We start from the raw sequence: 14,496 nt of genomic DNA, 5'->3' as shown, positions 1-14,496 counted from the left end.
CTTCATAAATATTGCTGCCTTTTAGTTTTTAGATATTCGGGCAGTTAAATAATATTTTAAAAAGCAGCTTTCTGGCTAACACTTATATATTATTTATCTGGTTAAACGGTAAAGCAGCAGCGCTGTTCGTTGAATTAACAAGGGCAATTCTTTTAAGTTGATGGTTTCGCCGGGCGCATGCGCACCTTTGCCGGTAACGCCTAATCCATCTAAACCAGGAACGTAAGCCGCTATATAAGAAATATCGCCGGCACCTCTTGCACCGGGGTCACCGGCTTTAACTTTGCCCAATCCCATATCTTCGCTAATATCACTTACCAATCGGGCCAACTGAATATTTGCTTTAGTGGGTTCCATGGCGGGTATGCCATCCGAAAAAGTAATTTGCGCGCTGGTACCGGGTAAATGTTGGGCAACAATTTCTTTCATGTGGGTGCGGGCTTTTTCTTTCTGATTTTCCGTTAAAAACCGTAAATCGCCGGACACTTTTACCTGGGGTGCAATAATATTGGTTTTCCCGATTGCTTCGGCCCGGCCGTTGCCCATTTTAACTTCGGTACCGCCCGCCACCAGCCCCGGACTAAAAGTTAAGTATTTTTCCTGGCTTAATTTTTTGCGAAAATCGTTTAAAATACGGGAAGCTTCGAATATTGCGCCATAGCCAGCATCTGAACTAAAAATAGTGGAAGAATGGCGCTGTTGTCCGGTAACCTGTAATTCCCAACTACTCGAACCCCGCCGGGCCGTAGCTACCGTATGCAAATCAGCAGCATATTCAAAAGCCAGGGCTACCTCGCTTTCTTTGGCCCGGTTAATAAAATCTTGCCGGCTAATGCGGGTGGGTTTGCCCGAATTTTCTTCGTCGCCGGTAAAGTAAACCGTAATAGCGGTATTTTTAAGCAGGCCGTGGGCCGCTAACGCTTTTAAAGCCGCAATAATTACCACATCGCCGCCCTTCATATCGTTCACACCCTGCCCGGTAGCAGTAGAGTCATTCAGTCGCTGGTAAGGGTTGGGTGGCATGTCGGGTTCGAAAACGGTATCGAGGTGGCCCAGCAGTAAGAGTTTTTTCCCTTTATGGCCTTTTCGTTGCGCTACCAAATGGCCGGCCCGACGCATCGAATCTGGCATTGGCAGCCAAGTAGTAGTAAATCCTAAACTGGTTAACTCTTTTCCGAAAACATTGCCAACTTCCTTTACCCCCGCTACATTCAGGGTGCCGCTGTTAATATTTACCACTTGTTCCAGCAACTTTTCGGTGGCAGGCATATTTTGCGTTACGGTGGCCAATATTTTTTTCTCCGTTGCCGATAGTTGCTGCGCTTGCAGATTAGCCGCCGAACCAAAAGCAAGGGCACCTAGGATAATATTTAACTTAGCAATATTCCGGAAACGCCACATAAAAGCCACATAAAAGGTTAAGCAGTAGATTTAAATATTTTGGCTGAGCCGAAGATTATGACGAAGCGCCCCAGGTTTGGCGCAAAAACTGCAGCCAGTTGCCGTGCATAATATTCTGGATATCAGCCTCAGAATAACCGCGTTTGGATAATAAAGCCGGAATTTTCTGCAAATCCGAAATGGTTTCTAAGTCGTAAGGGCTTTGTTCTTTACCAAAAGCGCCATCCAGGTCAGACCCAATTCCTACGTGGTTGGTGTTGCCGGCTAGTTGGCAAATATGATCCAGGTGGTCCAGCACTTTGCCTAGATTACAATTAAGGCCCTCAGGGGTAGATTTGCCTCTTTCCCAGTTCGGCACGACCATCCAGGCATCCATAACACTGCCAATTACCGCGCCCCGGTTTATTAATTCCCGTATTTGTTCATCGGAAAACTGGCGGTTGTGGTTTACAATAGAACGGCAATTATTGTGGCTGGCCCAAACCGGCCCGTTAAAATGGTTTAGCGCTTCCCAGAAACTATCGTCGCAAAGGTGGGTAGCATCCAGAATAATATTCAGGCGTTCCATTTCTTTTAATAATTCTTTGCCCTGCGGCCCTAGACCACCGGTGGCATCGGTGCCATTGGCGTACCGGCCCGGACCATAATGCGCTAAACCCACGGCCCGCAAACCCTGGGCATAAGCCCGTTCTAAATGGCCCGGCGTAATAATAGAATCGGCGCCTTCCAGACTTAAAATATAACCTATTGGTTTACTTTCGGTAACAGTAGCTTGTTGCCATAAATTTAGGTGATTATCTAACCCGGATAAATCTTTAATTTGCACCAGTTCGCCGGCTTCTTCCATGGCGCGGTACCAGGCTAGTTGGGCCTGGGTTTGGGCCCAGGCTTGCTCGGGGGAGTGCCAACCGGACAAAGGGTTATCAGGGGCTACAAAGCGGGCAATCTGGGTAGCTACTACCAACCCAATATTACCCTGGCGCAATTCCGGGAAAGCCACGGTACCTTTGCCCCGGTCCGGCAAATCGGTTTTACCGGCTTCCCTTTCGCGTATTTTGTTCACCGACTGACGTAAATCCCGGTTCCACTCCATGGCGTTCATGGCCAAATCGAGGTGTGCATCTACAATAAACATAATTCTTCTTAAACAGTTATGAAACGGTTGCGCGATATTACTTGCCAGGTGGTTTTAATGGCGCCGACTTCGGCTACATAAGCTTGTTCGTACAAGGCACAGGTTGGGCAAATATGAATGGGAACGCCGTAAAATACATCGCCTACCTGGTAATTATTCGCAGCATTTACTTTTACTACAAAATGTTCTTCGCTTTGCCCAATTGCTTGCACATCCGGCGCATTTAAAAATATTACCCTCGGAAAAGGATTCTCAGCCGCTACGGATTTATGTCCCAGGTCAAGGCACAAGGTTTCATCATCTAGCTTGGAAATGACCCGGGTTAAGACCAGCGCCGCAAAATTAAATTGTTGCTCGGGCAAAAGTTGGCTATAACCCCAATCCCAGAAAATAAACGTACCGGGGCTGCACTCAACACTGGGCCGCAAGGCATGAATGGGAAAAGTAGGTGTACCACCGACCACCAATATTGGTTTAGGTAAGCCTTTGTTTAATATTTCGTTCACTAATTCTTCCACCGGAGCAAAGGCTGCATCGCTTTTCTCTTTCCGGTCCGATAAATCGGTATCGCGTATATGGCCATCGTAGGCATGCAAACCGATTGGTTTTATACCGGCCGTTCTGTGGCACGTAACGTAAAGCGCTAAAGCAGTAGGTCCTGGCTGAATGCCGGTCCGGTTCATGCCCACGTTTAAATCAATAAAAACCGGCAACTCCCGGCCAGATTTTGCAAATATTTCGCCAATTGCCGCTGCCGTTACCGGATTATCTACTAAACAACTGAATTGGGTATTGGGGTAAGTTTGGGTTAGCTGTTGCAGCCTGGCAATTTTCGGGCCCACAGGTTGGTAAGCCAACAGTACATCGGGTGCACTGGCCATCCCGAGCATTTCGGCCTCAGCAATGGTGGCGCATTTAAATTTAGTTATACCGGCCGCCAAAAGCATTTGGCTTACTTCGGCCATCTTGTGCGTTTTTACGTGGGGCCGCAGCCATTCCACGCCAGATACCATACTCTTTAACAGCCGAATATTTTCTTTAACCCGCTCCGGATATACCACCAGCGCCGGCGTATCTATAGCCTGAATATTGTTCAGTATAAACCACTCATTGCCAACATCCTGCATAAACTAATTTTATATTTTAAATTAACTCAAACAAAGCCTCTACTTCTACCGGAATATTATCGGGCAAAGAGCCCATGCCTACCGCACTGCGAACCCCAATACCGTTTTCTTCGCCCCAGATTTCGGCGAACAACTCGCTGCAGCCGTTAATTATGAAAGGATGTTTTTGAAATTCGGGTACGCAGTTTACCATACCCAATACTTTAATTACCCGCTTTACCCGGTTTAAAGTACCTAAATTGCTTTTAAGCGTAGCCAGAATAGCCAACCCCACCTGGCGAGCGGCCAGTTTGCCCTCTTCGGGCGTAAGGTCCTGTCCTATCCGGCCCATAATCAGGCTGCCATCGGTTTGTACCGTGCCGTGGCCCGACACATAGCAATATTTGCCATCGAGCAGCAAAGGCTTGTACACGCCAAGTGGTTTAGGCGCCGGTGGTAAAATAATATTTAGTTTGGCCAGGTTGTTTTCGGGAGTCATGATGAAATATTTAAACGTTAACTATTCGGAAAAATAATATTTAAAATTGCTTTGCTGATTATCGTTGCGCGGCAGCCTTCTGTTTTTTCTTCGGCCGGGTTTGTAGCGGCCTTTGCTGGCTGTTTTTGGCATTTACCTGGGTTAGCTCCCGAATCAGCGTTACTTCTTCGGTGCGGTAAGGTTCGCCGTTGGCCCGGTAAATATCATGAAACCACAGTTCCGGTTCTTTGGGGTACGGCTTTTGCCAAGAATCCCAGGGGTAAATGGTATTGGTTTTGCCTGCCACGAAACCCCAGTTATACGCGGCTACTTTGTATCTTTGAGCAACCGGTAAAGAACCCTGGAAAGTACTTTTATTTCCTCTGGACATGTACTCGGTGCATAACAGCGGCCGGCCGTATTGCTGCAGCCATTTTACCCGTTTTTCAAACTCCGGGGCATCGTCGTAGTTATGAAAAGAAATTACATCGGAGTTCTCGACCATTATTTTTTGCAGCGGATTTAATTTTTCGGGCGTAGACCAATCGCCGTTCCAGATGCCGCAGGTTACAGGTTGCGTGGGGTTAGCGCTGAATGTCCAGGTGAAAACTTGCGGCAGCAACCGGGTTACCAATTCTACTTTGTTCGTAGGTTCCCACCTAAAATAACTGGAATTGTTCATGTTATCCGGCTCGTTCCAAACATCCCAGGCCAGAATACGCCCATCATCTTTAAAATGCGAAACAATGCCTTCCACATAGCCTTTCAGGTAAGCTTGTTTGGCGGGGTCTTTCAGCACATCGGCACCCGGCCCTTGTACCCAACCCGAGTTATGCAGTCCTTGTACGGGTTCGTGTTGTTTACCCAAGTGCGGAAACGGGTCCCAGCAGGAATCAAACAATACAAACATGGGCTTGATTTTATGTTTTTGGGCAATATTTAAAAACTGATCGATGCGTTTTTTAAAGCCTTCGGCATCTTGTACCCACAACTGGTCGTGCAGGAAAACCCGCAGGGTATTAAAACCCAAGCTTTCGGCCCAGGCAAGTTCTTTATCTATGGTAGCTAAATCAAAAGTTTCGGTCTGCCACATTTCCAGTTGGTTTATAGCGTTGTAAGGCGAGTAGTTGCAGCCTACGAGCCAGGGTTGCTTGGCGTACCAGGCATTGGCTTGTTCTTTCGTCCAGATGGGCCGCTGCGCCCAAACCGATAAGGAAATACTTAGTAAAAAACAGGTTAAAAAGCTGCGTATGGCTGATGGCATAATTATTTAGGGCAAGAATTTAGCGCCTTAAAAGTAAGAGAAAATATTTGTCAGTAAAATATTATTCTTTGTTGAATCTTGGCACCAGTGTAACAACTACTTTAACTAAATTTATTTCGGTTTTTTAGCTGCTTAATTGTAATGGAAGTATGCTGATTCTAATTACCTTAATCTCTGACGGTGGCCAACTGCACAAATAATTTACGACGGAAGCATTACTGCCTGAAAATGCGTATTAACTTATTAAATTATTAGGCCTAAGTTTTTGAATTATGCAAGCCAAGGGTTCTGCACAAAAATATAAATAATGAAAAAAATTCTTGTTCCTACCGACTTTTCCGAAAATGCCATTGCTGCCGCTAATTTTGCGGCGCAGTTAGCTAGAGCAACCAGCGCCGGATTAATACTGCTGCACACCGAAACCAACCAGGTAGCCATTGCCGAAAGTACGATGGTGCTGGATACGGACCCGGCAATTATCAGAAAAAGTGAGCAGCAACTGCAGCAACAAGCGCAATTATTGCAAGAACAGTTTAATTTAAATGAGCCTATTCAAACGCTGTGCTTAGTGGGCAACCTGAGTTTGGTTCTGAACCGGGCAATAAAAAATAACCAGGTTGATTTGGTGGTAATGGGTACCAAAGGTGCGTCTAACTTAATGACCAAATTTGTTGGTACCAACACCGTTTCATTTATTAAAACGGCTATTTGCCCCGTGCTCATTATTCCGCCAGCCACTACTTACACGCCTATACAACGCATTGCATACGCTTCTGATTTTCAATCTGATGAAAGGCAATTATTGCACCAGCTATTCAATATTTCGGAATCGTTAAAGGCCGAAGTATATGTGGTAAATATTAAAAGCGAGCGGCAGTTAAAAACCATTACCGATGCCCAGGCTTTGTATTACATGCAAAAGGAATTTCCGGAGTATAACCTGCACATTAATCAAATAAAAGAAAACAATGTGGTAAAAGGTTTGCAGGAATTTGTAGTGCAAAATAATATTCAATTATTGGCAGTGGCCATGCACGAGCGCAACTTTCTGGAAGATTTTTTTCATAAGAGTATAACCCGGCAATTGGCGCTGGAGGCCCAGTTTCCGCTTCTGTCGTTGCCCGCCCACCCCTATTACGGCCAACCAGAACTGAAACACAATACCTATTGGTAAGACCCAAAATATTGGTATAAAAAAAGCAGCGTTCGTAAAAGATACAAACGCTGCTTCTTTTAATTCAAGTCTATCTAAATATTGCGAATATTAGTTGGTGCCGGAAGCCGGATTACTTTGATTCTGGCGATTCAGTTGCATGGGGTTCTGGCCGCCGGAAGAACCGCGGGGTAAACGTTGTTCTTTAAACAGCTCAAATTTAGACGGTACGTGCTCGCGTGGCCAGGCGTTATTGGTTTCGTCAATATCAGCCGTTTCGCGGAAAGGATCGAGTTTCACACTTTTTACTTCTTTGCTCTTGGCAAAAACCTTGGTTACCTGTACCTCATTTTTACGCCAGATATAAGCCGGTATTTTTTCAGTTTCGGTTGAGCCATCGGCATACGTCCATTCCAGAATAATAGGCATTACCAAACCGCCAATATTTTTAAATTCTACCTCGTAAAAATAGTTTTTAGTTGTATAAAATGCCTGTTGTTCTTTCGACAGGGAATTGTAGAACTTCTGGAATTCGGCTTGTGAAGAAGCTGTAACCGCGTAACGGTCCCATTTATTATAAAAGTCTTGTAAACTGGTATCCTGGGCAATGGCCGTTTTTATACCGGCTTCGCGGTTACGTTGCTGGCTAATATTGCGGGCTTCTTTTTCGGCGTTGTTACGCGCCTGAATATTTTCTGTTTCCGGATTTTTGGTATCTAACCGGAAATAGCGCATACCCGCAATGGAAATATCAACCACATCGGTGCCGTAGAACCAACCGCGCCAGAACCAATCCAGATCAACGGCCGATGCATCTTCCATGGTCCGGAAAAAATCGGCGGGCGTAGGGTGTTTAAAGGCCCAGCGGCGGGAATATTCTTTAAATGCATAATCGAACAACTCGCGGCCCATTACTGTTTCGCGCAGAATATTCAGGGCAGTAGCCGGTTTGGCGTAAGCATTGGGTCCGAACCGGATAATGTTTTCGGAGTTGGTCATGATGGGCTCCAACTGGTCTTTCGGAAGCTTCATGTAATCCACAATTTTATGGGCCGGACCGCGCTGCGACGGGAAATTAACGTCCCATTCCAATTCAGCCAAATATTGTAAAAAGGTGTTCAGGCCTTCGTCCATCCAGGTCCACTGGCGCTCGTCGGAGTTCACAATCATCGGGAAGAAGTTGTGGCCTACTTCGTGAATAATTACGCCAATCATGCCGTATTTAGTCGCTTCGGAATACGTACCGTCTTTTTCGGCGCGGCCGTAGTTAAAGCAAATCATGGGGTACTCCATGCCATTATTGGCTTCCACCGAAATAGCCACCGGGTACGGGTACGGAATACTGTGCTTGGAATAAGACTGTAACGTATGGGCTACCACTTTGGTAGAATATTTATTGTAAAGCGGGTAAGCTTCCGGCCCGTAGTACGACATGGCCATTACTTTTTTGCCTTCGATGTTCGTAGCCATGGCATCCCAAACCAAGCGGCGGCTGGAAACAAAAGCAAAATCCCGTACGTTTTGGGCGGCGTAGGTCCAGGTTTTCTTTTTCTGGGCTTTGGCTTTCATGGCTTGCCGGGCTTCGGCCAACGTAACAATTTCTACGGGGGCTTTAGCGGTTTGGGCCTGGTTCCAGCGCTTTAATTGTGCCGAAGTTAAAAGCTGGCTGTAGTTCTGGCACTCGCCGGTTGCTCCTATTACATGGTCGGCGGGAGCCGTAATATTTACTTTAAAATTACCGAAGGTTAAGGCAAATTCGCCGCTACCGGTAAACTGTTTGTTTTGCCAACCCTGAAAATCGGAATAAACGGCCAAACGCGGGTACCACTGCGTAATGGTATACAGGTAATTATCATCTTCGGCAAAATATTCTAATCCGCCGCGGCCACCTACCGTCATGCGGTCGGGTATTTTATAAGACCAATCTACCTTAAACCGGAAACGCTCGCCGGGTTTCAGGGTATTGGGCACTTCTACCCGCATCATAGTTTGGTTAATGGTGTATTGGAGCGCTTTGCCGGCACCATCGGTTACTTTTTTAATTTTCACCCCCAAATCCTGCCCGTGGCCGGTAATATTCCGCAAATCGCTAACCGACATTTTTTCCTTCATCTGGCTACCGTTAATTTTCTGGTTGTCGCCTTTGGGGTCGTGCTCGTTTTCGTCGAGTTGCAGCCAAATATACGTAAGCGGGTCCGGCGAATTGTTAAAGTAGGTAATTGTTTCGGAGCCGGTAATTTGTTGTTTGGCATCGTCGAGCTCTACATCAATTTCGTAGTCGGCGCGTTGCTGCCAATACCTGGGCCCAGGCGCACCAGAAGCCGACCGGTACACATTCGGGTCGTGCATCAGGGTACCCAACTGCTCAAATTTATTGCCGTGATTAGAGCCCGGGTTATTTTGGTGCTGGGCGCTGGCAGCAGTTCCCAAACCAAATAATAGTAAAAGCGAAACAATTTGTTTGTTCATGAACAATTTAGCGATTAAGAAAACAAAGCGCCCAAGCGCTCCAAGGACATAGTTAAGGCAATTCCGAAGATAGCCGAAGACAAAAAAAGATTCCACTCGCGGCGCGAAGCCCGGAACCCGTTTAAAACCAGAAAAGAAAGGGTTAAGGTTATAAAAACAATGGCGAGTTGCCCCACCTCTAAACCCACATTAAAAGCCAGCAACGGCCCGGCTACCTGGCTGCCCAACAAGCTTTTAAGATAGTTCGAAAAACCCATACCATGAATTAATCCAAACAGTAGCGTGAGCAGGTAAGTCAGCAGCCAACTGCTTTTATTTTGGTTTTTGCGCAGAATATTTACCAAACTGGTAATTACAATTGTTACGGGAATTAAAAATTCGATGAGGCTTACCGAAACCGGAATCAGGTTGAAGACGCTAAGCGCTAAGGTAAGCGAGTGGCCAACGGTAAAAGCCGTTACCAGAATCAGCAGTTTTCGCCAATCTTGCCAGCCATAAACGCCACAAAGCGCCATTACAAACAAGATGTGATCGTAGCCTTGCCAATCCAGAATATGCGTAATACCCAGCTGAAAATATAAAGGAAAATCCTGCAACGCGAACTTTTATTTAACTTGGCACAAAATTAGTTTTTTTGACGTTCTTTAAAAAATATAATTCAGATGTTAAATCTATTTTTAATATATCTTTTAACTTTTTTGCACCCGTTTTATGTAAGCGTAACGGAGGTGAACCACAACCAGAAAACCAAAAGTCTGGAAATAAGCACTAAAATATTTTTTAACGATTTAGAAGTAGCCCTGGAAAAGCAATCTAAAACCCAGTTAGATATTTTAAAGCCCGCCGATAAGAACCGGGTAGACCAAGTGTTAAACCAATATTTAACAAAGCACCTGCAATTACAGGTAAACGGCAAACCGGTTAACTTAAAATATTTAGGTTTTGAGATTGAACAGGATGCGGCCTGGTGTTATCTGGAAGTGCCCCAGGTAAGTCGCATAAAACAAATTCAAATAGAAAACAGTGTACTTTTTGCCGAGCACGATTCCCAGACCAACATGGTGCACATAACGGTTAACGGCAATCGCAAAAGCACCAAACTAGACAACCCCGAGAGTAAATTTACCGCTACTTTTTAGGTTTGAATTTAACTTATCTTATTTAAAGTAAATTATTCAATAAACTACCTATAATCTTAATAATCAGAAAGTATTATTTTTAAATATTTTACTTTAGATTTTATACCAATATTTAGCAGGAATGGCGCTTTAAGAAAATAAAATAATTATAACCGAATATCTACTCACCACGGTCATTCTGTAGAATTCGAAGAATTCCAAAAGAATCTTATCAGCAGGTAGCCAATAAGATTCTTTCAGAATGACCGTGGTGGGAGGTACAGTTTTGCTTTAATTAAAAGCGCCGTCATTGTTTTACAATTGTATAAGTATGCTTGCTAAACAAAAAAGCGGCACAAGAATTACGCCGCTTTTACCCAAACTACTAAACTAATACATTGTTATTTTTATAGAGCAACCAATTCCAGGTTATGCTTTCTTTGTTTATCGAGGGTACAAACCGGACAATGGGCAGAGCAAATTATGCCGTTTCCTTCGGGGTAAATAATAGTGGGTATATGCAGGTGATAGGCGTCGGTTTTCAGGTATTTTTGGCTATATAAACGTTTAACCAGGTTCTCGTCGGGGGTGGCAATTACAAGTAAATCGGCTTCCCGCTGTTCGGCAAAATCGTTGATACCTTCCAATTTATCATCTTCTTCGAGCAGGAAAAAATTGATTTTATCGTAAGTTACTTCTACGCACAACTGGCTTAAGGCTTTCTTGTACTGCGCCAAATAAGGCCGTTGCTGCTTTTGATAAACATGAACCAAATCCAGATTTGCCTCATATAACCGGGCAAAAGAAATTATTCGTTTTAACATGCTCATATCCAACCTGGTGAAGTCGGCAGCGTAGCTAATACGGTTAAAGGTTTTTATATCTCCTTGCGCCGGCACCAATAAAATAGGGCAATTTACCCGTTCTAAAAAAGCCTGAAAGAATTGGGTGTTCTCCGTTTCATCAGCGGCATAAGGGGCCGCCATTAAGATTAAATTAATGCGGTAATCCTGCACCAAATCCTGCACCGAGCTTACCAAAGAACCCGATCTTACCACACATTCGTTGTGTACCACCGTAGCGTTTACTTTGGGGTATTGCTGATGCAAACGTCCGGCAAAATTCCGTAACCGCGACAAAGCCCGGTTTTCGTTAGTAGCGGTTAACGCCTCAGATTCCAAACAGTGCAACAGTACAATTTCAGCATCGGCTTTGGCCGCCAGCTTATTCGCAAATTGCAGTACCGGTAGGGCTTCCTGCGATAAATCGGTTATGACTAATATATTTTTCATGATGTTAACTATTAGTTGGGAGCAGGGTTTTATAATTCTACTGTAAATGTAAGGGCGTTAAACCTGCCTTCCCACGACCAACATCAACCAAAAAATTGATTTTTATCATGGTTAGGGGTTAGTTGTTAGTTGTTAGTAATTAGTTGTTAGTTGTTCTGTATGGTTTGTAAAAAATCCGGATAAAAAATATTCATAGCTATTCTTTTCTTCCAATTCACTGCTACCCACTAACAACTAACAACTAATCACTTCTTATGACAACACGCCATGGTTACGTGGTGCGACGTGGTGGCCTGCGCTTTAGGGCTTACGTACGGAATACCTAAGTTCAGGCCGCGCAGAATAAATAAACAGGCGATGATGCAGGCCATATAGGGCACTGCTTTTTTAAAGAAAAATCGGGTTTGGGGTTTAATTAATTTGCCGGATAAAGAAACCAGCAACATCATAGGCAATGTGCCCAGGCCAAATAAAGCCATGTAGGTCATTGCTAAAGGCAAAGTTTTCATGGCGATGGCACCGGCCAAGGCAATATATACAAAGCCGCAGGGCAGCAAACCGTTCAGCAAACCCACCACCAGCAACGATAATAAATTTTGTTTCTGGTAATATTTAGCAAAGGTCTTCCGGACCCAGAACAAGGTTTTTTGAATAAAAGGTATATTTCCCAAAGGCCGGGAGATAAGGGCGGGCATAACGGCCAATATTAATATTAACACGCCAGCCACAATAGAAACTAATTGCTGAATGCCTACTAATTGCAACGATTGCCCAAATGCTCCGGCAACTAAACCCAAACCCGCGTAGGTAATAATGCGGCCGCCGTTGTACAACAAGCGGCCCGCAACAAACTGCCAGCCCGAGCCTTTGCCAACGGGTAAAGCCACGGCAATTGGTCCGCACATACCCAGGCAATGGAAACTACCCAGTAAGCCCATTAAAAAACCTGCCCAAACCATTTTATTGCAGCGTTATTTGCGTTTCGTTGTAATAATGCTGGTTGCCCCGGTTGTAATTAACTTTAACGCGCCACAAGCCTTTCGATAGTTTTTCGGTATTCAGAACCTGGTTTTGCGATTCGTTTAGTTTTAACGGCACCTGAAAATCCTGGGAACCATCGGAAGGACGAAAAAAATTAATGGTGCCGGTAATTTTCTCGTTAGCCTCTACCGCCATATTTAAAATTACCTGATTGGTACCGGCTGGTGCCGCCACAGTTACCGCTTGGTTTTGGGCAGCCGTGCGGTTCATTACTTCAATATGTTTCTGGTAATCCAGTTCCTGCTGGTAATAATCTTTGCTCACCAGATTTACTTCGGAGCGCATGGCCTGCGTAACAAAGAAAATAATGTAGCTCATAAAACAGATAAAAGCGCCCGTAATAACATAGGGTAAAAACCACCCACTCTTTCTGGAATTAACTGTTGGAGTATTCATTCGGATTAAATTTCTTATTTATTAAATTATTTGGCCGGACCCATAAACTTGGTTTTTTCCACGGCAATCAGTTTTCCGCGGCTGTAAACCCCTACTTCTATTTCGGAATTAATGCCGGTTAAATATTGGGCCGGAATTTCGGCTAAGAAAACACCTTCGGTAATGCCTTGTTTGGGTAGTATTAAGTTGTTTTTTACTACCTGAATCGTGCCTTGCGCCGGTTCCAATAATTTTAAGGTAATGGGCATTTCTTCGTTGGTTTTATTGATAACCGAAATATTATACAGGTTTACAATATCACCTTTATCGTTTTTCTGGAACAACATGCCCGGCGTGCGCAAAATGGTGGCATCTACGTTGCTGCGGGTTACCAGCAGCGTTATTAATATTCCCACCAGAATTAACAACACTGCACTGTAGCCTTTAATCCGGGCATTTAATTTCCACTTCTCTCCTTTTTCAATGCCTTCCATGGAGTCGTAGCGGATTAAGCCTTGCGGCTTGTTTATCAGGTCCATAATGTTGTTGCAGGCATCGATGCAAGCGGTACAATTAATACATTCCAGTTGGGTGCCGTTCCGGATATCGATACCGGTGGGGCAAACCTGCACGCACTGGTGGCAATCTATACAGTCGCCGGCGGTACGCTCCTGGCCTTTACGCTGTTTCTCGCGGGGCTCGCCACGCACAAAATCGTAGGCAATAACGGTGGTTTTTTTATCCATCATTACGCCTTGTAAGCGGCCGTACGGGCAAACAATGGTACAAACCTGCTCCCTGAAGCTGGCATACACCCAGTAAAAGATACCGGCAAAAACCAGCAGCGTACCCAAACCCACCAGGTGGTTCAGCGGCGAATCCAGCACAATAACTTTTAACTCATCTATGCCAATAATATAAGCCAAAAACAGGTTGGCAATCAGGAAAGAAATAGCCAGGAAGATGGTGTGTTTGGTGCCTTTTTTCAGAATTTTCTCGCGGGTCCAGGGGGCTTTGTTCAGGGCTTTTTGTTTGTTGTAGTCGCCTTCAATAAAATATTCGATGCGGCGGAAAACCATTTCCATGAAAATTGTCTGGGGGCAAACCCAGCCGCAGAAAACCCGGCCGTAAATTACCGTAAACAAAATAATAAATACCACCAGGGTTAAAAAGGCCAGCAGCAGGATAAAGAAATCCTGGGGCCAGAATATTTGTCCGAAAATAATAAACTTACGGGCCGGGAAGTTGAGCATGAGCACCGGCAAGCCATTAATTTTCAGGAACGGTACCGCAAACAGAATGGTGAGTAAACCATAGCTTACCAGTTTACGGGCATTGTAATATTTTCCGGATGGTTTTTTGGGGTAAAGCCACACCCGTTTCCCTTCTTTATCTACTGTAGATACCGAGTCGCGGAAGTGGTCAGTATCGGTTGCAACGTGGCTCATTTTAGTTTAGATTTTGTTTGCGTTGGGTAATTACCTGCCGCGATTGTGGTTTTTAACTTTACAAAAATCTGAATTGCGCTGCCGAATAAACATGACGGCGATCATAATGCCGGCTGATCTTAATCAGGGAGGAATATTGATTTATAGTAATCTGATAATCCATAATAATCACCTTAGAACATTGTCTATTTATTATTACCTTAGCCTTACCGCCAC

General features: G+C 44.7%; 13 protein-coding genes. 2 read left to right on the top strand and 11 right to left on the bottom strand.

The window, feature by feature from the left end; all coding sequences use genetic code 11:
• Nucleotides 1–93: 93 nt before the first annotated feature.
• The 5 genes from F0145_RS21325 to F0145_RS21305 are packed head-to-tail and all read right to left on the bottom strand — an operon-like array spanning nucleotide 94 to nucleotide 5,384.
• Complete coding sequence (locus tag F0145_RS21325; RefSeq protein ID WP_150091900.1) at nucleotides 94–1,401, bottom strand: M20/M25/M40 family metallo-hydrolase; 1,308 nt, start codon at nucleotides 1,399–1,401, stop codon at nucleotides 94–96.
• A gap of 55 nt (nucleotides 1,402–1,456) precedes the next feature.
• A complete protein-coding gene (locus F0145_RS21320) occupies nucleotides 1,457–2,536 on the bottom strand; it encodes a dipeptidase (protein WP_150091787.1) in 1,080 nt (359 codons plus the stop codon).
• A gap of 8 nt (nucleotides 2,537–2,544) precedes the next feature.
• A complete protein-coding gene (locus tag F0145_RS21315; protein ID WP_150091785.1) occupies nucleotides 2,545–3,663 on the bottom strand; it encodes a D-TA family PLP-dependent enzyme in 1,119 nt (372 codons plus the stop codon).
• 16 nt (nucleotides 3,664–3,679) lie between these two features.
• On the bottom strand, nucleotides 3,680–4,141 hold the full coding sequence (locus tag F0145_RS21310) for a RidA family protein (RefSeq protein ID WP_150091783.1): 462 nt from the start codon (nucleotides 4,139–4,141) through the stop codon (nucleotides 3,680–3,682).
• Nucleotides 4,142–4,199: 58 nt separating this feature from the next.
• Nucleotides 4,200–5,384 carry a glycoside hydrolase 5 family protein gene (locus tag F0145_RS21305; protein WP_150091781.1) on the bottom strand — a complete coding sequence of 395 codons (1,185 nt, stop codon included), beginning with the start codon at nucleotides 5,382–5,384 and terminating at the stop codon, nucleotides 4,200–4,202.
• Nucleotides 5,385–5,691: 307 nt separating this feature from the next.
• Here F0145_RS21305 and F0145_RS21300 point away from each other — a divergent pair, with 307 nt between their 5' ends.
• Nucleotides 5,692–6,558 carry a universal stress protein gene (locus tag F0145_RS21300; RefSeq protein ID WP_150091779.1) on the top strand — a complete coding sequence of 289 codons (867 nt, stop codon included), beginning with the start codon at nucleotides 5,692–5,694 and terminating at the stop codon, nucleotides 6,556–6,558.
• Nucleotides 6,559–6,648: 90 nt separating this feature from the next.
• On the opposite strand, the gene F0145_RS21295 is transcribed toward F0145_RS21300, so the two are convergent.
• Complete coding sequence (locus F0145_RS21295) at nucleotides 6,649–9,006, bottom strand: M1 family metallopeptidase (protein WP_150091777.1); 2,358 nt, start codon at nucleotides 9,004–9,006, stop codon at nucleotides 6,649–6,651.
• 14 nt (nucleotides 9,007–9,020) lie between these two features.
• The gene (locus F0145_RS21290; RefSeq protein ID WP_150091775.1) at nucleotides 9,021–9,602 is read right to left on the bottom strand and encodes a HupE/UreJ family protein; all 582 of its coding nucleotides are present in this window, start codon (nucleotides 9,600–9,602) and stop codon (nucleotides 9,021–9,023) included.
• Nucleotides 9,603–9,668: 66 nt separating this feature from the next.
• On the opposite strand from F0145_RS21290, the gene F0145_RS21285 reads away from it, so the two are divergent.
• Nucleotides 9,669–10,145: a DUF6702 family protein gene (locus F0145_RS21285; RefSeq protein WP_150091773.1), complete on the top strand. Its 477-nt coding sequence runs from the start codon at nucleotides 9,669–9,671 to the stop codon at nucleotides 10,143–10,145.
• 386 nt (nucleotides 10,146–10,531) lie between these two features.
• Here the strand turns inward: F0145_RS21285 and F0145_RS21280 are convergent, their stop codons facing one another.
• From F0145_RS21280 to ccoG, 4 genes are all read right to left on the bottom strand, one after another.
• On the bottom strand, nucleotides 10,532–11,416 hold the full coding sequence (locus F0145_RS21280; protein ID WP_150091771.1) for a universal stress protein: 885 nt from the start codon (nucleotides 11,414–11,416) through the stop codon (nucleotides 10,532–10,534).
• 245 nt (nucleotides 11,417–11,661) lie between these two features.
• Nucleotides 11,662–12,375 carry a sulfite exporter TauE/SafE family protein gene (locus F0145_RS21275; RefSeq protein ID WP_150091769.1) on the bottom strand — a complete coding sequence of 238 codons (714 nt, stop codon included), beginning with the start codon at nucleotides 12,373–12,375 and terminating at the stop codon, nucleotides 11,662–11,664.
• A 1-nt stretch (nucleotide 12,376) separates the two neighbouring features.
• The gene (locus F0145_RS21270) at nucleotides 12,377–12,853 is read right to left on the bottom strand and encodes a FixH family protein (protein WP_150091767.1); all 477 of its coding nucleotides are present in this window, start codon (nucleotides 12,851–12,853) and stop codon (nucleotides 12,377–12,379) included.
• Nucleotides 12,854–12,879: 26 nt separating this feature from the next.
• On the bottom strand, nucleotides 12,880–14,280 hold the full coding sequence (gene ccoG / locus F0145_RS21265) for a cytochrome c oxidase accessory protein CcoG (protein WP_150091765.1): 1,401 nt from the start codon (nucleotides 14,278–14,280) through the stop codon (nucleotides 12,880–12,882).
• Between the last annotated feature and the right edge of the window lie 216 nt (nucleotides 14,281–14,496).

This window comes from Adhaeribacter rhizoryzae, from assembly GCF_008629685.1.
GTDB classification, from domain to species: domain Bacteria; phylum Bacteroidota; class Bacteroidia; order Cytophagales; family Hymenobacteraceae; genus Adhaeribacter; species Adhaeribacter rhizoryzae.
The sequence above is the reverse complement of the archived record's forward strand: the minus strand, read 5'-3'. Positions and strand labels throughout refer to the sequence as shown.